This window comes from Myxococcus sp. NMCA1, from assembly GCF_026810205.1.
Lineage (GTDB): Bacteria > Myxococcota > Myxococcia > Myxococcales > Myxococcaceae > Myxococcus > Myxococcus xanthus_A.
Map to the genome: position 1 here is coordinate 8845148 of NZ_CP113950.1, position 24153 is coordinate 8869300.

At 72.5% G+C, this 24153-nt stretch carries 19 protein-coding genes; 7 read left to right on the forward strand and 12 right to left on the reverse strand.

The genetic code is table 11. From position 1 onward, the window contains the following. Positions 1–32: 32 nt before the first annotated feature. Positions 33–1538 carry a PAS domain-containing sensor histidine kinase gene (locus tag OZ403_RS36685; RefSeq protein WP_140795834.1) on the forward strand — a complete coding sequence of 502 codons (1506 nt, stop codon included), beginning with the start codon at positions 33–35 and terminating at the stop codon, positions 1536–1538. Here the strand turns inward: OZ403_RS36685 and OZ403_RS36690 are convergent. The 10 genes from OZ403_RS36690 to OZ403_RS36735 form a co-directional block, all read right to left on the reverse strand. Continuing rightward, entirely contained in the window at positions 1535–1921 is a 387-nt protein-coding gene (locus OZ403_RS36690; protein ID WP_140800298.1) for a response regulator, read from the reverse strand. The two genes, OZ403_RS36685 and OZ403_RS36690, sit on opposite strands and share 4 nt — an antisense overlap. Further along, on the reverse strand, positions 1918–3039 hold the full coding sequence (locus OZ403_RS36695) for a PilZ domain-containing protein (protein WP_140857686.1): 1122 nt from the start codon (positions 3037–3039) through the stop codon (positions 1918–1920). Before OZ403_RS36695 ends, OZ403_RS36690 begins: the two co-directional genes overlap by 4 nt. A gap of 185 nt (positions 3040–3224) precedes the next feature. After that, complete coding sequence (locus OZ403_RS36700) at positions 3225–4199, reverse strand: fatty acid desaturase family protein (protein WP_268782939.1); 975 nt, start codon at positions 4197–4199, stop codon at positions 3225–3227. 58 nt (positions 4200–4257) lie between these two features. Continuing rightward, positions 4258–5304 carry a chemotaxis-specific protein-glutamate methyltransferase CheB gene (gene cheB, locus OZ403_RS36705; RefSeq protein WP_268782940.1) on the reverse strand — a complete coding sequence of 349 codons (1047 nt, stop codon included), beginning with the start codon at positions 5302–5304 and terminating at the stop codon, positions 4258–4260. Then, positions 5301–6122, reverse strand: a complete 822-nt coding sequence (locus OZ403_RS36710; RefSeq protein ID WP_268782941.1) for a CheR family methyltransferase — start codon at positions 6120–6122, stop codon at positions 5301–5303. Before OZ403_RS36710 ends, cheB begins: the two co-directional genes overlap by 4 nt. A gap of 9 nt (positions 6123–6131) precedes the next feature. Then, positions 6132–8498, reverse strand: a complete 2367-nt coding sequence (locus OZ403_RS36715) for a HEAT repeat domain-containing protein (protein WP_268782942.1) — start codon at positions 8496–8498, stop codon at positions 6132–6134. Then, positions 8495–11047 (reverse strand): methyl-accepting chemotaxis protein, encoded by a 2553-nt coding sequence (locus tag OZ403_RS36720; RefSeq protein ID WP_140857692.1) that lies wholly within the window; start codon positions 11045–11047, stop codon positions 8495–8497. Before OZ403_RS36720 ends, OZ403_RS36715 begins: the two co-directional genes overlap by 4 nt. Then, complete coding sequence (locus tag OZ403_RS36725; RefSeq protein ID WP_011556884.1) at positions 11028–11474, reverse strand: chemotaxis protein CheW; 447 nt, start codon at positions 11472–11474, stop codon at positions 11028–11030. Before OZ403_RS36725 ends, OZ403_RS36720 begins: the two co-directional genes overlap by 20 nt. After that, positions 11471–13534 (reverse strand): chemotaxis protein CheA, encoded by a 2064-nt coding sequence (locus tag OZ403_RS36730; RefSeq protein ID WP_268782943.1) that lies wholly within the window; start codon positions 13532–13534, stop codon positions 11471–11473. Before OZ403_RS36730 ends, OZ403_RS36725 begins: the two co-directional genes overlap by 4 nt. Then, positions 13531–13908: a response regulator gene (locus tag OZ403_RS36735; RefSeq protein ID WP_140795843.1), complete on the reverse strand. Its 378-nt coding sequence runs from the start codon at positions 13906–13908 to the stop codon at positions 13531–13533. Before OZ403_RS36735 ends, OZ403_RS36730 begins: the two co-directional genes overlap by 4 nt. A gap of 316 nt (positions 13909–14224) precedes the next feature. Between OZ403_RS36735 and OZ403_RS36740 the strand changes: the two genes are divergently transcribed. Continuing rightward, positions 14225–15655 carry a di-heme oxidoreductase family protein gene (locus OZ403_RS36740; RefSeq protein ID WP_268782944.1) on the forward strand — a complete coding sequence of 477 codons (1431 nt, stop codon included), beginning with the start codon at positions 14225–14227 and terminating at the stop codon, positions 15653–15655. A 17-nt stretch (positions 15656–15672) separates the two neighbouring features. Here the strand turns inward: OZ403_RS36740 and OZ403_RS36745 are convergent, their stop codons facing one another. Then, on the reverse strand, positions 15673–17640 hold the full coding sequence (locus OZ403_RS36745; RefSeq protein ID WP_237080037.1) for an ATP-binding protein: 1968 nt from the start codon (positions 17638–17640) through the stop codon (positions 15673–15675). A 584-nt stretch (positions 17641–18224) separates the two neighbouring features. Here OZ403_RS36745 and OZ403_RS36750 point away from each other — a divergent pair. The 4 genes from OZ403_RS36750 to OZ403_RS36765 all read left to right on the forward strand — a co-directional run bounded on the left by OZ403_RS36750 (position 18225) and on the right by OZ403_RS36765 (position 21646). Next, positions 18225–18674, forward strand: a complete 450-nt coding sequence (locus tag OZ403_RS36750; RefSeq protein ID WP_140795846.1) for a Fur family transcriptional regulator — start codon at positions 18225–18227, stop codon at positions 18672–18674. Positions 18675–18872: 198 nt separating this feature from the next. Beyond that, positions 18873–19253 carry a response regulator gene (locus OZ403_RS36755; protein WP_174258992.1) on the forward strand — a complete coding sequence of 127 codons (381 nt, stop codon included), beginning with the start codon at positions 18873–18875 and terminating at the stop codon, positions 19251–19253. 133 nt (positions 19254–19386) lie between these two features. Beyond that, positions 19387–19920 (forward strand): hypothetical protein, encoded by a 534-nt coding sequence (locus OZ403_RS36760; protein WP_140795848.1) that lies wholly within the window; start codon positions 19387–19389, stop codon positions 19918–19920. Continuing rightward, positions 19877–21646 (forward strand): hypothetical protein, encoded by a 1770-nt coding sequence (locus OZ403_RS36765; RefSeq protein WP_140857696.1) that lies wholly within the window; start codon positions 19877–19879, stop codon positions 21644–21646. The genes OZ403_RS36760 and OZ403_RS36765 overlap by 44 nt, the downstream gene beginning before the upstream one ends. A 58-nt stretch (positions 21647–21704) precedes the next feature. On the opposite strand, the gene OZ403_RS36770 is transcribed toward OZ403_RS36765, so the two are convergent. After that, entirely contained in the window at positions 21705–22865 is a 1161-nt protein-coding gene (locus OZ403_RS36770) for a sensor histidine kinase (RefSeq protein ID WP_140796729.1), read from the reverse strand. Positions 22866–23217: 352 nt separating this feature from the next. Between OZ403_RS36770 and OZ403_RS36775 the strand changes: the two genes are divergently transcribed. Further along, positions 23218–24120, forward strand: a complete 903-nt coding sequence (locus OZ403_RS36775; RefSeq protein WP_140795850.1) for a metallophosphoesterase — start codon at positions 23218–23220, stop codon at positions 24118–24120. Positions 24121–24153 lie beyond the last annotated feature (33 nt).

Below are 24153 nucleotides of genomic sequence, written 5' to 3' on the forward strand. Positions count from 1 at the left end.
GGTTCCATCCCCACCGCCGAAACCGAAGAGGCATGCCCCCCACCCCCGCCAAGAAGCGCCAGCGTCCCCTGGCCGAGCCTTCCGCCGAGGCCCCCTCCCCCGAGCTGCTGCAAACGCTCCTGGAGGCGCTCCCGGACGCCTTCTTCCTGCTCGATGCGCGGTGGTGTCTGGCGTACGTGAATCCAGACATGGCCCGGCTGCTTGGCGGCGCGGCGCGGTTGCAGGACGACGTGCGCCGGGTGTGCCCGGAGCTGCTGGAGCTGAGCCGTCACCTGCACTTCGAACAGCCCGTCTCCGAGCAGCCCTCCGTCCGCTACGAGCACGCCTGGCCGGAAGCGGAGACCTGCCTCGACGTGCGCGTGCGCCCGGTGGAGGGCGGCCTGCTGGTGCACTGCCGTGACATCACCGAGGAGCGCAAGGCGCGCGAGGCGCTGCGCCGCAACGGCGAGGTGTTCCGCGCCATCCTCGAGGGCACCACGGACGCCGTCTACACAAAGGACGTGGACGGCCGCTTCACGATGATGAACGCGGCGGGCGCGAAGGCCGTGGGCTACCGCTCCGAGGACGTGGTGGGGCGCACGGACCACGAGCTGTTCGACCCGGCGGTGGCGCGCACCAACGCCGCGAACGACCGCGAGGTGTTCGCCTTCGGCCGCACTGTCACCTACGAAGACGCGCAGCCGGGCGTGGACGGGCCGCGCGTGTGGCTGTCCACCAAGGGCGTGCTGCGTGACGCCGAGGGCAAGGTGTTCGGCCTGTTCGGCATCAGCCGCGACATCACCCAGCGCAAGTGGGCGGAAGAGGAGGCCCGGCGGCACTCCGAGTTCCAGGAGCAGCTCATGGGCATCGTCACCCATGACATCCGCAGCCCGCTGGGCGCCATCATGAACTGGTCGCGCGTGCTCGCCGCGGGCGGCACCGATGAGGATGCGCAGCGCACCAGCCAGCGCATCGCCACCGCGGCGGTCCGCATCGAACGGCTCACCCGGCTGCTGCTGGACTTCACGCGCACGCGGCTGATGGGCGGCGTGGCCATTGAGCCCCGGCCGGTGGACCTGAAGGATTTGGTGGCCAAGGTGGCCCACGAGTTCGGCGTGGCCTTCCCCCAGCGCACCGTCGAGGTGGACCCCAAGGGCAACACCCAGGGCGTGTGGGACCCGGACCGGCTGGCGCAGGTGACGTCCAACCTGGTGGAGAACGCGCTCAAGTACAGCCCGCCGGAGACGCCGGTGCGGCTGACGGCGCGCGGGCTGCGCACCCGGGTGGTGCTGGAGGTCCACAACGCCGGCCGCCCCATTCCGGACAACCTGCTGCCCCACCTCTTCGAGCCCTTCCGCGGCGGGCCCCAGAGCTCGCGCACGCTGAAGATGAGCTACGGGCTGGGGCTCTTCATCGTCCGGGAAATCGTCCAGGCGCACGGCGGCACCATCGAGGTCCGCTCCGATGAGGCGGAAGGCACCACCTTCACCGTGACGCTGCCGCGCCGCTCCATGCCGGCCCGGCCGCCCCTGCCTCCCACCGGAAGCCCGCGCGACTAATCCAGGTAGCGCCGCAGCAGGGCCACCAGCGCGGCGCCGTCGAAGGGCTTGGCCACGAAGTCGTTGCAGCCGCTGTTGAAGCACGCGCGCACGCTGCGCGCCTCGGCGCGGGCACTGCAGAGGATGATGGGCGTGCGCCGCGTCGGCTCCCGGCCGCGCAGCATCCGGCACGTCTCCAGTCCGTCCAGGTGCGGCATCAGCACGTCGAGGAAGACGAGGTCCGGCCGCTCCTGCTCCGCGCGCGCCAGCGCCTCCAGCCCGTCCCGCGCGACGATGGCGTCGTGGCCCAGTTCCGCCAGCAGCATCCGCTGGAGCAGCAGGACGGTGTCCGAGTCATCCACCAGCAGGACCTTCTTGCGCCTCGGTGCGCCTTGCGCTGTCACGGGCGCACCTCCGCCTGGCACAGCTGGCGCAGTTGCATGAGGCGCGGTGGGCCCATGCCCAGGAAGCGCACGCCCATGCCGTAGGGGTGGGACACGCCGTTGCGAGGCGCGTAGGCGTGGGCCCAGGCCACCACGCCGTGTGTCTCCAGGCGCTCGCCCAGGGTGGGCAGCAGGATGTGCAGCTCCACCGCCGTCCCCGCCTTCGCCGGCACCAGCGTGCGCACCAGGAGGCCGCCAGGGCTCAGCGCGCTGGACACGCCGGAGCGCCACTCCGCGCCGCGCGGCCCCGCCTCGCCGAAGGACACCGGACAGCAGAAACGCACCCGCGCCTCGACACGCAGCGAGCCGTCCTCCCGTCCCAGCAGCGCGTGGATGCGGGGCAGCAACGAGGCCGGACGCACCGGCGCGTCCGCGTCCAGCGTGAGCGACGGCACCCCCGCCAGCAGCGGCTGCAACCGTGGAGAGGGCAGGCCCCTGGGCACACCTGGCGCGCCTTCCCGCGACAACACCAGGTCGGGCCGCTCACCATGTTCGGCCACGCGCGCGGCGCCACCGCCCACGGTGGCGCTGTAGAGGATGCGATGACCACACGCCTCCAGCAGGGCGCCCAGCCCGCTCCACGCCAGGGGGCCACTGGCGCCGGCCAGCAGCAGCAGGCGCGAACGCACACGGGAGGCACGCCCCGGCGCGGCCGGGACGCCGTCACCCGCCAGCATCGCCAACCGCGCGCGCAGCTCGTGCGTGCGCAGGGGCGACAGCAGGCAGTCCTCGACACCCTCCGCGTCGCCCACCTCGAGCACCTCGGCGGGCGTCTCCGGCTCCGCCACCAGCACCACCGGCGGACCATCCCCCCCCAGGCGCAGCCTCAGCGCGCGCAGGCCCATGCCCGCGCCGGCCACCAACTGCCGCCAGTGCACCAGCACCAGGGAAGGCCGCGTGTGCTGCACCTCCAGGAAGGCGGACTCCAGGGAAGGCACCTGCAAGGCCACGCAGCGCAATGGGCGCAGGGCTCGTGACAGCGCCAACCAGGATTCGCTCGTGGCCCCCACACACAGCACCCGCGGCGCTGCTTCCACCGGCCCTGGTGAAGGACGCACGCGTCCTGGAGCCGTCATCATGCGGAGCCTCCCTTGTCTTCGTCCCCCCCGGCCCGCCCACCGCGCTCATCCTGCGACTTCGAAGTATGAGAAACGGCCACTCAGAGAAAATCCCCCTGGGTCAGATTCCAATGACAGATGGGAAATAAAGGACACCAGCCTCCGACCGGGGCCGCAGCCGGTGTCCACGGCGCCACGAAGGAGCGTCAGACGCGGGCGACGTTGACGCCCGAGTCGACGGCCTGCAGGTCGTCCCCGAAGCGCACGTCCAGCGCGACACCCGCGGGCGGCTCATAGGGCGCGCGTCCCACCTGCGCGGTGCCGAAGCGGGGCAGGAAGGGTGCCACCACGTACGAGCGGAAGCACCAGGCGAAGAAGCTCACCGGCTTGAGGGCCGGGTCCATGGCGGCCTCGATTTTCGCGTGCTCCTGGGGCAGCAGACTCCAGTGCAGGCCCGGCGTCTCATGGTGCACGGCGTGGAGGCCGTTGTTGAAGAGGAAGAAGTTGATGAGGCGGCCGGTGAAGCTGCGGCTGTGGTCGTGCTCGCTCCAGGGGTCCGTGTGGACGTGCTGGATGTAGTTGAAGAACATGATGGTCCACAGCGAGAAGAGCGCGGGCACCAGGAAGGCGAACGCCCAGATGCGCGCGCCGCCGGCCACGCCGTGCATCGCCATGGCCAGCCCCAGCAGCGCCGCGTGCGTGCCGCCCCAGACGGCGTACTGGGTGAGAATCTGGCGGTACAGCGGGCGGTTGCGCTCGCGCGCCTTGTCGATGAACGCCTTCGTCGGCTCCTGCTGCCAGTACGTGGAGACGAAGGGGAAGAGGAAGGCCACCAGGAAGTTGTGCTTCTTCGAGTAGCGCCAGGTGATGGTGGCGTCGCCCGCTTTGTTCACGAACTTGTGGTGGTTGAGGTTGTGCGTCGGAATCCAGACGAAAGTGGGGTACCCGTAGAAGAGCGACAGCCACATGCCCATGGCCTCGTTCAGCTTCCGGTTGCGGAAGGTGGGGCAGTGGTTGTGGTTGTGCGCGATGACGCCTGCCGACAGCGCCAGGTAGCACGCCAGGGGGCAGAGATAGGGAATCCACCCGGGGGCCACGTACATCGACAGGGCCACCACGGGCATGGCCAGACACCACAGCATCGTCCGGCGGTCAGCGGTGTATCGGAGCATGCCGGCCATCCTGACCCAGCCGGCGCTCCGGGACCATCACCCAGCCGTCTTTAGGAAAGGTCGGCCTTCAGCGTACATGACGCCGCAGCAGCGCCAGCATGCCCTCCAGCGGAGCGCTGGCGGTGGCCAGCCCGGCTTCCTTCACGGCGCGCGGCATGCCGTACACCACGCAGGAGGACTCGCTCTCCGTGAGGACGGTGCCTCCGGCCTCGCGGATGGCCCGGGCGCCCTCGACGCCGTCGTCACCCATGCCCGTGAGCACCAGGCCCACCACGTCCGAGCCCCAGCTTCGCGCGGCGCTTTCGAAGAGGACGTCCACGCTGGGGTGGTGCGCCGTGTGCAGCGGCTGCCGGTCCAGCCGCGCGAGCGTCACCGGCCCGTGGCGCTCCAGCTTGAGGTGCTGCCCGGAGCGCGCCAACACCACGCGGCCAGGCCGCAGCTCCAGCCCGTCCACCGCTTCGAGCACCTCCAGCGCGCAGTGCGCGTTCAGGCGCCGGGCCACCGCCTCCGTGTAGCCCGTGGGGATGTGGAGCGCGAGCGCCAGCGGCGCGGGGAAGTCCACGGGCAGCTCGGACAGCAGCCGGGTGAGCGCCTGCGGCCCGCCGGTGGAGGTGCCCACCACCACCAGGCTCTTCGCGGCCGCGCGCGCCACCGGCGCGGAGGCGTCCTTCGGCGATGGTGCCGGCTCCGGCGGCGCGCGAGCCACCGCGCCCGCGGCCGTGCGGACCTTCGCCACCAGTTCGCCGCCCAGCTCATACAGCCGCTCGGTGGCGAGCGCGGTGGGCTTGTTCACCAGCTCCACCGCGCCGGCCTGGAGCGCGGCCACCGCCAGCTCGCTCTCCTCGCCCGCGCTGCTCACCACCACCACGCGGGGCGCGGCGGCGCTGGGGGCGAGCGCGCGCAGCACGCCCAGCCCGTCCAGGCCCGGCATCACCAGGTCCAGCGTGAGCACGTCCGGAGACAGCTCGGCCACCTTCTCCAGCGCGTCCAGGCCGTCGCGCGCGACGCCCACCACTTCCAAACCCTCCGCGCTGGAGAGCACCTGCCGCAGCACCTTGCGGGCGAAGGCGGAGTCATCCACCACCAGCACGCGAATGGGAGACACCGCCGTCATGGCCTCGCCTTGGTATAGAAGAAGGCGCCGCGCCGCTCCTCGCAGGCGAGCGCGGTGCCGAAGCGCATCAGGGACTCAGAGGTCCCCACTAGCAGGTGTCCCTCCGGAGCGAGCGCGCGCGTCAGGGACGACACCACGCTGCGCGCGGTGTCGTCCTGGAAGTAGATGAGGACGTTGCGGCAGAGGATGGCGTCGAAGGTGCCCAGCTGCGCCACCGCGCTGGCATCCACCAGGTTGACGCGCCGCCAGTCCACCGCGTCCACCAATTCCGGCCGGACGCGTGGGCGCCCCTCGCGCGTCTCCAGCCACCGGCCCTCCACGCCCGGAGGCAGCGCGCGCAGGGAGCGCAGGTTGTGCTCCCCGGCGCGGGCCCGCTCCAGCGCGCGGGCGCTCAGGTCGCTGGCCAGCAGCTCCACCTCGTCGAGCACGCCCAGCTCCGCGAGAATCATCGCCAGCGTGAGGGGCTCCTCTCCGGTGGAGCAGGCCGCGCTCCACACCCGGGGCCGCCGTCCGGCGCGCACGGCGGGCACCAGCAGGTCTTCTGCCAGCACCCGCAGCGGCAGGGCCTCCCGGAAGAAGTACGTCTCGTGGACCAGCAGCGAGTCCACCAGCGCGTCCAGTGCCTCGGAGCCCACCGGGTCGTAGCGGAGGAAGTAGTAGTAGTCGAGCAGCGAGTCGAAGCCCGCGTCCAGCGCGCGGGGCGCCACCTTGTCGGCGAGCAACTCCCGGTCCTCGGGGGCGTAGTGCACCCCGGAGCGCTGCTCGATGAGCGCGGCCAGGATGGCGAACACCTGGGGAGACATGGGCAGTGAGAACATGGCGGGGCGTCAGCGGCTCAGCACCAGCCGGCAGGCCCGCCGGACCTCGGGGTCCTCGTCCTGATTGGAGGCGCGCTCCAGCGCCTCGCGTGCCTCCAACGTCCCCAATGCCGCCACCGCGGGCACCGCGGCGCGGCGGCCCGCCGGACTGGCGGACACCAGGAGCTGCATCAGCGCGGCGCGCGCGTCCGCCCGCCGCATCCGGGCCAATGCCGCCACCAGCAGCGGCGCGGTGACTTCGTCCGCCGCCTCCAGCGCGGCCAGCAGTCCCGGCAGCCGTCCCTCCAGGGGCAGCGCCAAGGCGCTCACCACCCGTTCACGCAGCGTCATGTCCCCCAGCAGGGACACCAGGGCCTGCGTGGCCGGGACACCGGGGCGCGTGGCGATGAAGCCCACCGCGGCGCTGCGCACGCTGTCGTCGCCGTCACCCGCGGCATGCAGCAGCGCGGGCAGCGTCTCCGGCGCCTCGTATTCGGCCACCGCGGACAGCGCGACGAGCCGCGTGGCCGCGTCCTCCGACTTCGCCGCCTCCAGCAGCACGGGCAGCGCGTCCGGCCGCCGGCCCACGCCCAGCCCCAACAGGGCGGCGCGCCGCACATCCGCGTCCGCGCTGGCCGCCGCGCGCTGGAGCGCCGACATCGCGCTCTCCGTGTGCATGTGCGCCAGCGCGTCCACCACCGCCACGCGCACCTGGCCCGCGGCGTCGTCCGCCAGCGCGACGATGGCGTCCGCGGCGGCCTCCTCGTTCAGCTTCCCCAGCGCCTGGCACGCGTAGTAGCGCACCCAGGGGTCGCGGTCGTTGAGGCCCCGCAGCAGCGTGGAGGTGATGCGCGCCTCCTTCTCCGTCTGCCCCAGCGCGCGCATGGCCGCCGCGCGCGTGCGCTCCGACTCGTGATTGGCGGCCGTCAGCAGCGCGTCCACCGCGCGCGGGTCCTCGATGAAGGGCAGGCCGTAGATGGCCGCGTCGCGCAGGCGCTCATCCGGGTCCCGCATGGCCTGGAGCAGCACTTCCAGTCCCTTGGAATAGCCGAAGTAGGAGATGATGCGCAGCGCCGCGCGGCGCAGGCGCACGTCGGAGGAGCGGGCCGCATGCAACGCCAGCTTCTCCGTGGTGTCGCTGCCCAGGGACTGGATGGCCCCCACCGCGGCCTGCACCACGCGCAGGTCCTCGTCCACCAACCGCTCGAACAGGGCCGGCACCGCGGCCGGGCTGCCAATGCGAGACAACGTGTCCGCCGCCAGGGCGCGCACCGACGCGTCCCGGTCCTCCAGGCACGACATGACGTCCGGCACCGCCGCGGCCCTGCGGCCCACCAGCGGTAACAGCACGCGGCGCCGGGCGCTGTCGCCCTCGCGCAGCGCCTGGAGAATCTGGGTGTCCGCGTCCGCGCCCAGCTCCGACAGCGCGCCGGCCGCCGCGCGCGCCACCGACGGGTCCGGCCCGTCCAGGAGCTTCAGCAGCCCGAATGCGGCGTCCTGCCCCCCCACCCAGCCCAGCAGGCGTGAGAGGGCCGTCTTCTCCGTCGTGTCCGCGCCCGAGACACACTGCGACAGCCGCCGTCCCAGCACCGCCGACTCCGGCCCGCGCATCGCGGTGTACACGGTGCGCGAGCCGCCGAAGCGCTGCACCTGGGCCTCGTGGATGTCCACCAGCGCCACCGCCGCCGCGCGCACCGACGCGTCATTGCCCTTGCGCAGCAGCCCCACCAGTGAGGGCACCGCGGCCTCCTGACCGGTGCGCCCCAGCGCGCGCGCCGCCTCCAGGGTGTAGAAGGGGTCGGGCAGCAGGCCCAGCAGCGCGGGCACCACGACGGGGTCTCCACACCGGCCCAGCACGTCGATGGCGGGGAAGATGCGAAAGAAGTTCCCGCTGCCCAGCGCCGCCAGCAGCGCGTCCACCGCCGCGCCGCCGCCCACGCGGCCCAGCGCCTCGATGGCCGCCACCGCCACGTTGTCGTCCGGGTGAACGGTGAGCCGGGACAAGAGCGGCACCGAGCGCCGGCTGCGGCGCCGGCCCAGCACCTGGGCGATGTCACAGACGATGGCGGGGTTGGCGTCTTCCCCCAGCGCCTCCAGCGCGCCCTCGACATCACCGGTGGAGGCCACCAACGCCTCCACGGCGGCCGCCAGTCGCGCCTCACTGTCGCGGCGGTGGACCAGCACGTCGCGCAGCGGCGCCACCGCGGGCGTCCCCAGCTTCGCCAGCGCGCCCACCACGGCGCGCCGCACCGCCCAGCTCTGGGCATCCAGCCCGCCCACCAGCAGCGCCAGGCTGGCGGTGCCGCGCCGGGCGAGCTGCTCCACCTCGTCCACCTGGGAGCGGTCCTCCGCCGACAGCGTCAGCGGGTGCACCGACGTCGAGGATGCGGCCGTCATGCCCGCTGCTCCCGCGGCGAGGCCGCCGCGGCCTCCGGGCTGTCCTTCACGCCCCCCAGCGCGCCTCGCAGCCGCGAAAGGCTCTCCGACTGCGCGCCTTGCAGCCGCGTGAGGTGGGCCAGCCGGCCCGCCACCTCCTGCACCTCCTTGGCGGTGGTGGCCGTCGCGCGCGCCTGCTGCGCGGTGGCGGTGGTGATGTCCCGCGCCCGGAGGCGAATCTCCTCCACGCTCTTGGCCAGGCCCTCCATCACCGCCGTCGCCTCCGCGCTGGCGCGTGCCACCACGGCCACGCCCGTGGCCTGGCGGCTGGCGGAGGCCGTGAGCGCACCGAGCGCCTCGGTCTGCTCGTCCAGCGCGCGCGACGTCTGCCGCGCCACGCGCCGCACCTCGTCCGCCTCCCGCACCAGCCCGCTGAGCGCCTTCGACTGCTCCTCGGCGGCCCGCGTCACCGACGCGGCCAGCTTCGCCACCTGGCGGCTGGCCGTCTCACTCTGCTTGAGGGCGCGGGCCTGCTCCGTCATGCCGCGCGCGGACTGGGCCACCTGCTTGCGCGTCTCCTCCATGGCCCGCGTCACCTCCTGGGCGGCCGTGGCCTGCTCGGCCAGCCCCACCAGGGTGCGCTGGGTGGCCGCCGCCGCCTCCTGCGCCAACGTGCCCACGCCCGCCACGTCCCGGCTCTGGGTGGTCACCGCCACGCTCACGCCCTGGACGAGCTGGCGCATCTGGGATGTGCCCTTGGCCAGGTCGGCCGCCGCCAGCGCCTGCTCCTGCACGGCGCGCGACACCTTCTGTGCCGCCTCCGCGAGCTGACCGTTGGAGCGCACCACGTCGCGCAGCGCGCGCGCCTGCTCGGAGGTGGCCTGCATCGTCTGCCGCGCCATGCGCCGCATCTCCGCGCCGCCCTGCGCCAGCGACTGGGACGCCTGCGCCTGCTCCGCCGCGGACGTGGCGATGGCCCGCCCCTGCTCGCTCACCTTCGCGGTGCCCTGGACCAGCGCCTGCGTGGCCTGCACCTGCTCGCTGGAGGCGCGCGACACCTCGCGCACGTTGTTCCCCAGGTCCTCCACCCCCTTGAGGATGGTGGACAGCGCGCGCTCTGCGTCCCCAGCCAGCGCCGCGCCCTCGTCCGCCGCCCGCACGCCTTCGCCCGAAGCGGTGGCCGCCTCGCGCGCCGTCGTCTGCAGGCCCCGGACGATTTTCGCCACGTCCGCGCTGGCCGCCGCCGCGCGGTCCGCCAGCGCGCGAATCTCCTCCGCCACCACCGCGAAGCCCCGGCCGTGCTCACCGGCGCGCGCCGCCTCGATGCTGGCGTTGAGGGACAAGAGATTCGTGCGGTCCGCGATGAGGTTGATGGTCTGCACGATGTCGCCAATCTCCTCGGCGCGCCGCCCCATCTCCTTCATCACCCCGGCCGACCCGACAATGGAGTCGCGGATGCGGCCGAAGCCGGCGATGGAGCGCGTCACCGTGGCGCCACCCTCCCGCGCGGTGGTCCCCACGCGCTCGGCGGTGGTGCGCGCCTCCTCCATCATCTGCGCCACCCGCCGCGTGGACGACTCCAGCTGCGCGGAGGCGGTGGCGCTGCCAGCCGCCAGGGTGTTGATTTGCTCGGAGGCCCTCGCCACCGTCTGCGCGGAGCGGGCGAGCTGCTCGATGGTGGCCGCGTTGGCCTCCACCGTCGCCGCGTTCTTCTCCGCCGTGGCGGCCACCTCCTCCACGCTGGCGGCCACCTCCTCCACGGTGGACGCGGTGGTGGCGGAGTGGGCCTCCAGCGCCCGGGCGTTCTCCGCCACGCCCTTCACGCTGCGCGCCAGCTCCTCCACCGTGGCCGCCGTATCCTCCACGCTGGAGGCCATGGACGTGGCGTCCCGAGACGCCTCGCCCAGGGAGCGGACCATTCCCGTCACCGCCTGCGTCACCTGCGCCACGCGCTCGCCCACGCCCTGCGAATCCGTGGACAGCCGGGCAATGCCCTTGGCCATCTCCTCGGCGGTGGCGGCCACCTGTTCGGTCGCGGCGGCGCTGGACTGGTTGCGCGCCACCAGGTCCGCCACGGTGGCGTTCATCTCCGTCATGGAGGCCAGCAACTCCTCGCTGGAGGCGGCCAGCTCCTCCGCGTTGGCGCTCACGCCCTTCACCGAGCGCGACACCTCCTCCAGCGCCCCCGCCGTGGTGTCCGCCGAGGCCGCCAGGTGCGCGGCGTCCTTGCGCACGCCCGCCACGGAGGCGTTCACCTCCTGGAGGGTGCCCGCGGTGGCCTCGGCCTCCTGCACCTGGGCCCGCGCGGATTCGCTCACCGTGCGCTGCGAGCGCACCAGCTCATGAACGGACTGCCCCGTCTCCTCCACGTGCGCGGCCACCGATTCGATGGCGGCGCGCACCTGCTCGGAGGCCGCGGCCTGCTCGTTGCCGCCGGCCGCCAGCCGCGTCGCCAGTCCCTCCACCGCCTGCACCAGCCCCGCGCTCTCCTGGACACTGCGCACCGCGTCCTCGGCCAGGGCACGGGCCTCATCCAGCGCCACCCCTGCGTTACCGCTGTCCGTCGCCATCCAACGTCTCCTCCCCGATGACCCGAGGGAAATCGATGAGCATCACCAGGCGCGGGCCCACCTGGGCCACGGCCTTCACGAAACCGCGCGCTCCCTCCACGACCAGCGGAGGGGGCGGCTTGAGCTGCTGGGGGTCCAGCTTCAGCACCTCGCGGGCGCTGTCCACCACGAGCCCCACGACCCGGCTGCCGAGCTGCGCCACCACCACCCGGGAGTCGAGCGTGCGCTCCACGGGCGGCAGGCCGAAGCGCAGGCGGGCGTCCACCACCGGGATGACGCGCCCGCGCACCTGCACCAACCCGGCGACGTGCGGCGCGGCGCCCGGTACGGGCGTGGCCCCCGTGAAGGACTCCATCTGGAGCACGTCCGCCGCGGGCAGCACGTACTCGGCTCCGTCTACCTTGAACACGACATGCAGCACGCTCATACGAGGCGCCCCTCTTCCCGGACGGAAGCCCTGCGCCGGTGCGGCGCGCCGCCACCTCGCGCCAGCCCGAGCGCGGCCAGGTCCAACACCAGCGTGGGCCGCCCATCCCCCAGGTCCGTGGCGCCCGCCACGCCGGGCACGCGCACCAAGGGGTCCTCCAGCGGACGCAGGACGATTTCCTGCTGCCCCACCAACCGGTCCACGCCGAACGCGACGAGCTCACCGCGCTGACGCACGAGGAGCGCCTTGGCCACCGAGCCTCCGCGGCCGTCCGCTTCCCCGCGCCCCAGCAGCCGGGCCAGCCCCATCAGCGGCACCGAATTCCCCCGGCGCTCCAGCAGGGCCACGCCCCCCGCGCCCGCGGGCCACACCAGCCGCGCGGCGTCCACCTCGATGAGCTCCTCCACGGAGCCCACCGCCACGGCGTAGCGAAGCCCGGCGCACTCGAAGACGAGCGCGTCCAGCAGCGTAATCGTAAGCGGCACGCGGAGCCGGAAGGTGGTGCCGGCGCCGGGCCGCGTCTCCATCCCCAGCTCGCCGCCCAGTTGGTCCACGATGATGCGGTGGACGATGTCCATGCCCATGCCCCGCCCGCTGGTCGCGTTGGCGGCATCCCGGGTGGAGAAGCCGGGCCGGCAGAGCACCTCCAGCAGCGCTTCCGGCGTCGGAGGCACGGGCACGCCCGCGCGCGCGGCCACCGCCCGCGCATCCACGCCGCGCCCGTCATCCGCCACGGTGAGGTCCAGCAGCCCACCCGCCCGGCCATGGCTGGCCACGCGCACCACGCCTTCCTCCGGCTTGCCCGCGGCGCGGCGCGCTTCCGGCGACTCCAGCGCATGGTCCACCGCGTTGCGCACCAGGTGCACCAGCGCGGGCAGCAGCCGGTCCGCCACGGCCTTGTCCAGCTCCGCGTCCCCCACGTCCAGCTCCAGCCGCACCGACTTGCCCGTGCTGCGGCGCAGGCCGCGCACCAGCAGCGGCAGCCGCTCCAGCACGTCCCCCACCCGCACCATGCGCAGGCGGAGGATGGCCGTGCGCATGTCGCGAAGCTGACGTGCGTTCTCCTGGAGGATGGCCTGCAGCTCGCGCGTGGGCGCGCCGGCCGCCGTCAGCGCCGCCACCGCGCGGGTCAGCCGCGAACGGTTGACCACGAGCGCCGCCAGCCGCTCCAGCGCCTCGTCCAGGCGCGACACGTCCACCCGCAGGGAGCCGCCGCCACGCCGCGCTTCCTCGGGCTCCTCGTCCGCCTGCGCCGACTCGGGCAAGGGCGCCAGGGCGGGTGCCCGCGGGGCCACGGCGGCCAGCGGGCGCACCGACGCGGGAGGTCCCCCCGCGGCCTCCAGCAGCGCGGCGTCGGAGGCCTCGGTGAGCAGCAGCAGCACGAAGGTGAGCGCCCCACCGCCCACGGCGGGCCCCGACAGGGGCAGCACCTTCACCGTCTCGCCCAGCGGGGCCACGCGCTCGCGCACGCTGTTGATGGTGATGCCGTTGGCGGCGCGGTCCGCGCCGGGGATGAAGTCCAGCCGCACCGCGCGGCGGCCATCGGTGGCGCCCGTGGTGAGCTGCTCCCGCTCCGCCGCGGAGAGCCGGGAGGCCACGGCCTCCTCCAGCGCCAGCGCGGCGGGCGCGGCCTTCGCGGCGCTCCCACCCGGAGCGTCTTCGGCATCCAGCGCCTCCAGCCGAGACAGCAGGCCCGGTGGCACCGGCGCGGCCTGCTTGCCCGCGGCGAGCTGGCGGACGCGCTGCTCGATTTCGCGCAGCCCCTCCATCAACGGCTCCACGCTGGCCTCGGGCAGGCGGCCCCCCGCCCGGTCGGCGTGGCGCAGGCACGTCTCCATCCAATGGGCGATGTCGACGATGGGCTCCACATCCACCATCGCCGACAGGCCCTTGATGGTGTGCACGGCGCGGAAGAGTTCGCGCACGGCGCGCGGGTGCGGCAGCCCTCGCCGGATGCTGGCCTCCATGGCCAGCAACTGGCGGTGCCCCGTCCCCAGCAACTCCTCCGCCTCCGCCAGATAGGCGGGAAGGAAGTCCGCGAGGTCCACGGACGCGCTCAAGCGCGCCTCCCCTCCAGCAGCCCGCGCACCTCCGACAGGATGGCGTCCGGCGTGAAGGGCTTCGTCATGAAGCGGCTGGCCCCCGCCGCCAACGCCCGCGTCCGCGAGGCCTCGTCCCCACGCGTGGTGACGATGATGATGGGCAGCTCGCGCAGCCGGTCCTGCCCACGCACGAACTCCACCACCTCGATGCCGCCGATGTCCGGCATGTTCAGGTCCAGCACCAGCAAGTCATACGGCTGGAGCGACAGCCGCTCGATGGCCTCCAAGCCACTGGAAGCATGCGTGAAGCTGAGGCCCGGATAGGGCCGCAGGCACGCGACCACCATGTCGCGCATCACCTTGCTGTCATCAACGACGAGCACATCTGCCATGGCGTCCCCTGGAAACGGCCACCGAACCTAGAGCGATTCCGCGAAGTTGAAAGACATGGCCGGACATGGGGCTGTTACAGCGCACACTGGCAGACAGTCCACACCAGCGACGGGCCTCGCCTGGGACCCCTGGTGTCAGCCCCAACGCGCCCGCGGTGCGGACGCCGCCGGCCTGGGCGCCCTCACCCGAGCGATGCGGATGCCTGGGAGCCCGGGACACGGGCGAGCGCCCCCTTGCGCACCGTGCCTTCCGGGGGTATCAGGTCGCCCGGTTTTGATTTTGATAAACAATTTCATTTTCCGACACCTGGGGTGGGTGCTGTGCACGCTGAGCACGCTCGCGTGTGGAGGGGGCTCCGGGAACGCCCTCCCGCCGCCACCACCTCCACCTCCCGAGGAGCCGCCACCTCCGCCACCGCCGCCCCCGTATGAGTCGGTGGAGGACGGCGAGGACCGGCCCGGGGGAGACACCAGCGTGGCCACGTCGGGCACCCTGTCCTTCACGCGGCCCGCGGCCAACCTGCCCCTGGCGCGGCGCGCGGAGTTCTTCGTGGGCGAGGCCGTCTTCCAGGCCGACTGGTTCCGCGCGCCCCACGCGCAGGCGGAGCGCGACGGACTGGGGCCCCTCTTCCACTCCGTCTCCTGCCTGGCCTGCCACCTGGGCAACGGCCGCGGCCGGCCGCCCGCGGAGGGCGAGGTGGCGGACACGTTGCTGGTGCGGCTGTCCGTGCCCGGCGTGGATACCCACGGTGGTCCGCTGCCCGAGCCGACGTATGGCGACCAGCTCCAGCCCAAGGGCATCTCCGGCGTGCCCGCGGAAGGACAGGTGCGCATCCGGTGGACGGAAGTCCCCGGCGCCTACGAGGACGGAACGCCGTACACGCTGCTCGCGCCGGAGCTGCTGCTGGTGGACCTGGCCCATGGCCCGCTGGCCCCGGACACGCGCACGTCCGCGCGGGTGGCGCAGCCCATGATGGGGCTGGGCCTGCTGGCCGCCGTCTCTGAAGACACCTGGCTGGCGTGGGCGGACCCGGAGGACGCGGACGGCGACGGCATCTCCGGCCGGCCCAACCGCGTGTGGAGCCCGCGCGAGGGACGCGCGGTGCTGGGCCGCTTCGGCTGGAAGGCCAATCAACCGAACCTGGAGCACCAGAACGCGGCGGCCTTCCTGGGGGACCTGGGCCTGACGACGTCGCTCTTCCCCGTGGAGAACTGCGGCCCCGCCCAGCTCGAGTGCCAGGCGGCGCCCACCGGCGGACAGCCCGAGGTGAGCGAGCGGCAGCGACGGGCCTTGGACTTCTACTCACACACGCTGGCGGTGCCCGTGCGCGAGCGCGTGGACGCGCCCGAGGTCCTCCAGGGCAAGGCGCTCTTCCACCGCGTGGGCTGCGCGCGCTGCCACCGGCCGTCCGTCACCACCGGCACGTTGGAGGGCTACCCGGAGCTGTCGGCCCAGCGCATCTGGCCCTATACGGACGGGCTCCTGCACGACCTGGGGGAGGGGCTGTCGGACGGGCGCGAGGACTTCCTCGCCACCGGCCGTGAGTGGCGGACGCCGCCCTTGTGGGGCCTGGGCCGCACGCGCGAGGCCAGCGGCCACACCCGCCTGCTGCATGACGGACGGGCGCGCTCGCCCGCGGAGGCCATCCTCTGGCATGGCGGAGAGGCGGCCTCCTCACGCGAGGCGTTCCGCCGGTTGTCGCCAGAGGAGCGGGACGCGCTCATCACCTTCCTGGACTCACTCTAGTCAGCCGAGGGACGCCGTCAGCCCCTCACCGCGGGCGGGCCCTCGCGCGGCAGGCGGACGCGGAACGTGGCGCCCTCTCCGGGGGTGCTGTCCACGGACACGCCGCCCCCGTGCGCCTCCACGATGCGGCGCAGCCGGTACAGGCCCAGGCCCAGCCCGCCGTAGTGACGCACCGGCACGGCGCGCTCGAAGCGGCGGAAGAGACTCTCCAGCCGCGCGGGCGCGATGCCGATGCCATGGTCCTTCACCATCAGCGTCGCCACGTCCCGCCCGGACTCCAGCGCCACCTCCACCGGCTTGCCCGGCCCGAACTTCATCGCGTTGGACAACAGGTGCGTCATCACCTGGGACAGGCGCGCCGCGTCCCACCGTCCCGGCGTGGGCTCCAGCGGGCTGAGCACCAGCAGACAGCCCGCGCGCGCCGCCGCATCCTCCGAACGTGACACCGCCTCGCGCACCACCAGCGCCAGGTCCACGTCCTCCAGGTGCAGCCGGGGCGCGGCGCCCTGGAGCTGCGACACGTCCAGCAGCGACTCCACCAGGTCCGACAGGCGCTGCACCTGCCGGTCCGCCGAATCCAGCGCGCGCTCCAGCCGCTCCGTCCCGCTGCTCAGGCCCGCGCGCAGCACGCCCTGGGCGCCCTGCACGCGCAGCCGCAACGCCGCCAGCGGGGTGCGCAGCTCGTGGGCCGCCACGCTGAGGAAGTCGTCGCGCGCGCGCACCGCCTCCTGCGTCTCGCGGTAGAGGCGCAGCTGCTCCGTCACGTCGCCAATGATGCCGGCCATCCGCACCGGGCGGCCCTGCGCGTCGCGCAGCGCCCGGCCGCGGCTCACGCACGAGCGCCAGGTGCCGGTGACGTGCCGCAGCCGCAGGGACACGTCATAGGGCGTGCCCCGCTCCAGGTGCGCGGACAGCGCGGCCATGACGTCCGGCCGGTCCTCCGGGTGAATCAGCTCCAGGAAGGCGGAGAACGTCCCGCCGAAGTCCCCCGGCCCCAGGCCCAGCATGTCCAGCAGCGGCGGGCTCCAGTAGAAGGCCTGGCCGCGCAAATCCCAGTCCCAGATGCCGTCGTAGGAGCCGCTCACCACCAGGCGGTAGCGCGCCTCGCTCTCCCGGGCGGTGCGCTCCGCCTGCTCCAGCAGCCCCACCCGCCGCTCCAGCTGGCGCACCATCCGGTACAGGTGGTCCTCGGTGCTCAGGTCCGCGGGCGGCGACGTGTGGGAAGGTCCGCCGGCGCGCAGCTCACGCAGCAGCGCGCCCACCAGTTCGTCGCCCTCCTGCGTCCTGCGCACGAAGCCGTTGGCCCCCACGTTGTGGGCCATGCGCAAGTCCAGCTCGTCGGGCGCGATGGTGTGCGTGAGGATGACGGGCACCCGGGCCAGCCGCGGGTCCTGCCGGAAGCCCAGGCACAGCTTGAAGCCGTCCATGCCCGGCATCAGCGCGTCCGCCAGCACCACGTCCGGACCGCGGCGCCGCGCCAGGTCCAACGCCGTGGCGCCATCCGCCGCCAGCACCACGTCGAAACGGAAGGGCGCCAGGTGCAGCTGCGCCAGCTTGCGGGAGACCGGGTCGTCGTCCGCCACCAGCACGCGGGGCCGCCGTGCCTCCGGCCCTCCGCCCGCCTCCACCGGGAAGGCCTGCCGCGCCCCTTCCACCAGCGCCCCCAGCGACAGGGGCCGGCTCAGGTAGCGCTCCACCGGCAGGTCGAGCGGGCGCAGGGCCTCCCGCTCTGCGGGGAAGGCGCTGATTTGCAACAGGGCGCCCGCCAGCGACAGTGCGTGCCGCAGTGACTCCAGGTGCGTCCCATCCGATACCAGCAGGCCGGCCGCCGCCACCACCACCTGCACCGACTGCGTCTGCAGCAGCGTCAGCGCGCCCGGAACGTCCGCGGAAACCCAGACTCGCCAGCCCTGACTTTCCAGGGCAAGCACCTGGAGTTCCCTGGAGGCACCGGGGTCTTCGATGAGCAGGAGGGAGGGCGTCATCACGACGAATCGAAGGCGGGCGGGCGGCCAGGGTGTTCAGACACCCCAGATGAAGGAAAGAGTCGCAGTCTGGGCACCGGACGCAGCGAGTCAAGCAGTCCGGCGGCAAGTGTTCTCCGGTGCAAATGACCGCCAGTCGGTCGCCGGCCCTCGACCTCCCCTCCGGAAACGCACTTGCGTGGCGGATGCATCCACGGCGGCAGCGGTATCTCGTCAACAATCGCATCCGGGCAGGCAGGGGCCACCTGTGGCCAGCCCGCCCCCCCCGAGGTCTTCCTCAGTGACATGCCGCGCGGCTTCCGGAAATCCAGCGTCCCGCACCACCCCCGCCGTCGGGTGACGCCGGACACGCCAGCCACCAGGCACCGGTGGGGGACCTTGGACTCACGGTTCACCCGATCACGGCGGCAACGACGATTCTTCTGCATCCAGATTGCATTGGAAGCAGATACAACCGTGCACCGGGAGCACGCGCGGGAGTCGGGGGAGACCCGCTGGGATGCATGACGCGGAGCGTGAGGACTCAACGCTCCAGGTCTCAGCCGGGTGAAAGTGGCCGTCAAATCGGTTATCGAAAGGGCATCATGGGAGCAAAGAGAAGTGCCGTGCAGCCGAAGCTCACTGAGTTCCAGGACCGGATTCGTTCCGCGGGCCTGCGCAGCACCGCGCCCCGCGTGGCGGTGTTGCGGGAGCTGGAGGACGCCACGTCCCCGATGAGCCACGCCGACCTGGTGGACGCGCTGGGTGACGAGGGCTACGACCGGGTGACCATCTACCGCAACCTGACGGACCTCACCGAGGCCGGGCTCGTGGTGCGGGCGGACCTGGGCGACCACGTCTGGCGCTTCGAACTGAAGCGCGCGGGCGAGGAGCACGGCGGCAGCCACCCGCACTTCACCTGCACCGACTGCGGCACCGTGGCCTGCCTCCCGGAGGAGTCGGTCCGCATCGCGTCCTCGAAGGGCGTGCCCCGCGCGGTGTCCCAGCGCTCGGTGGAAGTGCAGCTTCGCGGTCTCTGCGACGGCTGCAACTGAGTGACGGGGCCACCGCGGCCCCAGGAGCGCGCACCGCGCCCCGCCCCGGGAAGATGATCGGAGAGCGGCCTGGCATGCGTCGGGGGTTGAGCATTTGCCCGCCCCCAGGCCTGCCACGCGCTTCCGCCTTCAGGGAGGCGGACACATCGTGGGGACGGCGTCGCGGGGGAGACTGCCCCGCCTTCGCCGGAGGCTTTGGTGCAACCGCTTCAGACACTGCTGGTCGTCGATGACGACCTCGACATCCGTGACGCGCTCCAGGATGTATTCGAGCTGGAAGGCTACGCCGTCCTGCTCGCGGCGGATGGCCTGGAGGCGCTTACACAGCTCCGCCAGGTCGAATCCATGCCGGACCTCATCCTGCTCGACCTGATGATGCCGCGCATGGACGGCTTCGCCTTCCGTGAGGCGCTGCGTCACGACACGAGCTTCAACCGCATCCCCGTGCTGGTGGCCAGCGCGGACCTGGACGTGAAGGGCGCGGCGGAAGGACTGGGCGTCGCCGGCTGGCTGCGCAAGCCGCTGGACCTGCGCGAGCTGCTCAACGCGGTGAAGCGGCTCAGTCAGCTGCCCAACTGAGCGTGGGCGCCTGCCCGGCTGCCCTGCGGCCAGGGGCGCCCCTGGAGCACTCGGCCTGGATTGGCGAGAGCAGGAAGCGGCCCCACCCTTGCTCCCAGCAGTCGGTCCAACCGAACTGAACCCAGGGAGAGGGATGATGAAGAAGCTCATCGCCGCAGTCGCATTGTGCGTGGGAAGCGCCGCGTTCGCGCAGCAGCAGCCGTCGCAGACGCAGGTACCCCGCCCCGGTACGGAGAAGAGCACCGGCGTGGACGCCACCGAAGTGGGGCCCGCCATCGGCAAGGCCGCCAAGGACGTGACGGGCGTCCAGACGGAGGATGAAGGCACCTTCAAGATGGACAAGGCCATGAGCCTGCAAGGCACCCTCAAGGATGCCACCGCGGACGGCGTGAGCCTGTCCCGCCCGGGCCTGCCCGACGCGGACCTGGACGTGCGCGACAAGACGGTGCTGATGCTGGACGGCAAGAAGGTCGCCAAGACGGATGAGATTCCGGAAGGCGCCTCGGTGCGCGCGAAGTTCCAACTGGAGGGCGATGAGGTCGTCGCGCTGGAGCTGCGCGCCACCAGCCCCAAGGGCGCCAAGAAGAAGCAGCCGGGCACCGGCGGCGCGGGCACGCAGCCACATGAGTCCGTCGACAAGGAGCTCGACGGCACGCCGACGCGGTAGTCCTGGCGACACGCGCATCGTGCCTCGGAACGGGCCTGCTTCCACACCGGAGGCGGGCCCGTTCGTTTTTCGTCACCGCGAGGCCCTCTTCTTCTCCAGACAGGGAAACGTTTTGCCCACGCTGACCCTGTTTCCCGGGCGGCCAGGCGTCCAAGGCCCGGTATGCGAATTGCTGTGCGTCCCGCAGGAGGAGGAAGCGGTGAATCGACGACTGTGGGGCGGGTGTCTCGGAGCAGTGGTGATGACGGCATGGGCATGCGGTGGCTCGAACGAGCCCACGTCCCCCACGACGGACAGCGATATCGACAACATTCCACCGGTGGCGCGGCCAGAGCCCGACGCCGGCACGCAGCCGGATGCGGGGACGGAGCCGGACGCGGGCACGGAGCCCGACGGGGGCTCGGAGCCGGACGCGGGCAGCGGTCCTGTTGAAGGGCCGTGGCCGACGGACGCGGTGACGAACTACTCGTCCCGCTACAACATCTCCCGGGCGCAGGCGGTGGGCGTGGACGCCGCGCACAACATCTGGCTGCTGGATGGCGACCGGATTGGCGTGCTGCGCGCGGACACGCGGCAGGTCGTCTGGACGCGCTCGCCCATTGGCCAGGCCCAGGGCGGCTTCGGTCCGGACCGGGCGGCCACCGGCTCCACCGTCATCTGTGGTGGCAGCGCGGGCCGCGCCTACGTGGGCTACGCGACGACGGACCTGCGCACGGACCCGGACTTCCCGGGCCTGCAGCCCAACTACATCGTCAGCCCCAACGAGTGCTACCAGCCCGACCCGACGCAGCCGTGCTTCCCGTACAGCCACCGCCGGCTCCAGTACTACAAGCAGGGTGACGTGGACGTGGTGCGCCTGGACGGCAGCGGGCAGATTGTCTTCGAGGAGCACCTGCACCAGTCGGTGCGCAACACGACGGACGCGAACGGCAATCCCCGCGTGCAGACCGGCCCGCGCCGGCTGGATGACGTGCACAACCTGGGCATCCGCAACAGCAACGACCACCACTTCGACGAGGACCGCAGCATCCTGAGCTGCGTGACGGTGATGCACGGCCGTGACGAGGGCGACGTCTACGTGGGCTCCAACCACGGCGTCACCCGCATCCGCGGCCTGGAGTACAACTCCCACCGGCACCCGGTGTGGCTCAACGAGAAGGGCAGCCAGATGGCGGGCTACACCTACGGGCTCGGCATCGCGCAGGACGGGGACGTCCTCATCGCCAACGAGTGGATGTTCGGCACCGTCACGCCGACGCCCCACCACGGCGACTGGGACAACATGGACAAGCGCGTCAACCTGATGAAGGTGGAGTCCTCCTACCTGCCCCAGCTCAACGGCATCAGTGAGTTCGACAGCTGGCGCGGCTTCCAGCAGACGACCGACGGCCGCTACTACCTGGGCAGCAAGGACCACGGCCTGTGGGAGATGACGATTACGTGGGCCTCCAATCAGGCCCAGACGGGCACCCGGCTGACCGGCGCCAACGCGGAGCAGAACGCCGCGCTCCAGAACATCAACGCGCTGGCGGCCACGGGTGACGGCTCGCTCTACGTCGGCACGGACCGCTCGGGCCTGTGGCGCCTCACGCCGCAGAAGACGCTGGAGAAGGTGGCGGACGTGAGCGGCTCCCGGGTGCGGCAGCTCATCTACGACCCGCGGGTGACGCCGGCGGCGCTGTACGTCCTCACCGACAGAGGCCTGACGGTCCTCCGCGGCAAATGAAGCACGGGGAAGCCCCCGGGGTGCCCCGCACGGGCGCCCCGGGGGGCGCGTCTTGAATCTACCGCGCGCCCGCGGCGGCCTTGGTGGGCACCGGGGGCCGCGTGGGCAGGCGGAGGATGAACGTGGAGCCTTTTCCCTGCGCGGAGCGCACGGTGATGCTGCCGCCCATGGCCTCCACGATTTGACGGGTGATGTAGAGGCCCAGGCCCAGGCCGCCGTAGTGCCGCTCCGACACCGCGCGCTCGAACTTGCCGAACAGGCGCGCCATGCCGTCCTCGGAGATGCCGATGCCCTGGTCCTTCACGGCGAGCACCGCCGTGGGGCCCTCGCTGGCCAGCGACACCTCCACCGGCTGGCCTCCGCCGTACTTCACGGCGTTGGAGAGCAGGTTCACCAGCACCTGCTCCAGGCGCAGCGAATCCCATTCGCCCAGCAGCGGTCCGTCCACGTGCAGCGACAACGTGCTGCCGGCGCGGTTGAACTCCTCGGAGAAGGCCTCCGCCATCTGCCGCACCATCTGCGCCAGATCCAGCTCCCGGGGCTCCAGCGACAGCCGGCCCGCGGCCAGCCGCGACACGTCCAGCAGCGTGTTCACCAGCCCCACCAGCCGCGACAACTGGCGGTCCAGCACGCGGGCCCTGGGCGCCAGCTCCGCGGGCGGCTCGTGGTTCGAGCCGCCCACCTGGCGCAGCAGCAGCTGCAGGTGCAGGCGCAGGCTGGTGAGGGGCGTGCGCAGCTCGTGGGCCGCCACGCTGAGGAACTCATCCCGGGCGCGCACGGCCTCCTGCGTCTCGCGCAGGGCCTGCTCACGCACCGAGCGCTCCCGGGCCGCGCCCGCGTCGCGCTGGGCCTCCACGCGGCGGCGCTCCGTCATGTCCTCCACGTAGATGCACGCGGCGACGATGGCGCCATCGCGGCGCACGGGGTGGTAGCTGGCGCGGTAGACGCGGGTGCGCTCGCCGTGGGCGCCCGACTCGCGGTGGATGATTTCCACGCCCTCCAGCGCCACGCCCGTCTCCAGCACGCGGCGGACGCGGCGCACCACGTCGGCCGCGGAGGGTTCGGCGCGCAGCACCTCCACCATGGACTGGCCCAGGTGGGCCTCGCGCGACACGCCATGCATGGCGGCCATGGCGTCGCTCACCTCGACGAAGCGCAGCTCGCGGTCGATGATGGCCATGCCCAGCGGCACCGTGGACATGAGCTCGGCCAGCTCCACCGGCCGCGAACCGCCGCCGGAAGGGGGCGCGGCGATTCCTCCACCTTCTGGCGTTGTCACGTCCGGCCCCGTGTCCTGGGCAGACCCGAGCCTGGGGGTCATCGTCCCCCCGGGTGTAGCAATCCCAACGGTCACCGTCGTCACTGCACGCCCCCCGGACGTCTGTCCAATGAGGGAAGGATGCCTGAGGACGCTTCGGAATCTTCCTGAAATCGCGCGGGTTTTCCCTGCACCCCGAGCGCCGGCCGCTGGCTGGGCAGGCGTGCGAGGGACACCTGCTTCAACCCACCTCGCCTGGCTCGCTACAATCGAGCCCCTACGCCGTCCCCGGCACCGAAAGGAACCGAACCGCATGCGCCTGAGACGTCTCGCCCGTCGTGACGCCCCCCTGGCAGCTCCGGCCAACAGCTTCAGGCGGAACGTGCAGGAGGACGGGCGCAATGCGCTGGTCGCGCGCAGCGGTGCCGACCCCTTCCGCACGGAGCGGCGCCTGCGTTGGCGGGACCACTTCTCCCTTTCGGAGAACGTGCTGATGGTCCAGCACATGCATGCCGAGCATGACGGCCTGCGCATCGCGCAGCTGTCGGACGTGCACGTGGGGCAGGCCACCTCGGCGCTGCGCATCCGCCGCGCGGTGGAGGCGGTCAACGAGGAGAAGCCGGACCTGGTGTTCCTCACCGGCGACTACGTCACGCACAGCCCCAAGCCGTTGCCGCGCGTGCGCGAGCTGCTGGCCGGCATCCAGGGCCCCGTCTACGTGGTGATGGGCAACCATGACCACTGGGTGAACGCGCCATACCTGCGCGAGTCCTTCGAACGGATGGGCTACACGGTGCTGCAGAATGAGCACCGGCAGGTGAACGTGAAGGGCGCGCCGGTGACGGTGCTGGGCATCGACGACGGGCTCACCGGCCGGGACGACGTGGAGGCCACCTTCCGGGGTGCGCCGGTGTCGGGCACGCGGCTGGTGCTGGCCCACACGCCACCCACGGCGGAGAAGCTGCCGGCGCACGCGGGACTGGTGCAGTTCTCCGGGCACACGCACGGCGGCCAGTTCGTGGTGCGCGGCCTGACGGAGGCCCTCTTCCGCCGCGCGGGCCAGCCGTACATCCGCGGCCACTACCACGTGAATGGCAACCAGCTGTACGTGAACCGGGGCCTGGGCTTCGGCTTCGGCGGCCCCTACCTGCGCCGGGGCAGCGAGCCGGAGGTGGCCTTCTTCACGCTTCGACAGGCCGCCGTCAGCGCGGGGTAGCGCACGCCAGGCTGGCTTGCGAGCCCGCCGCGC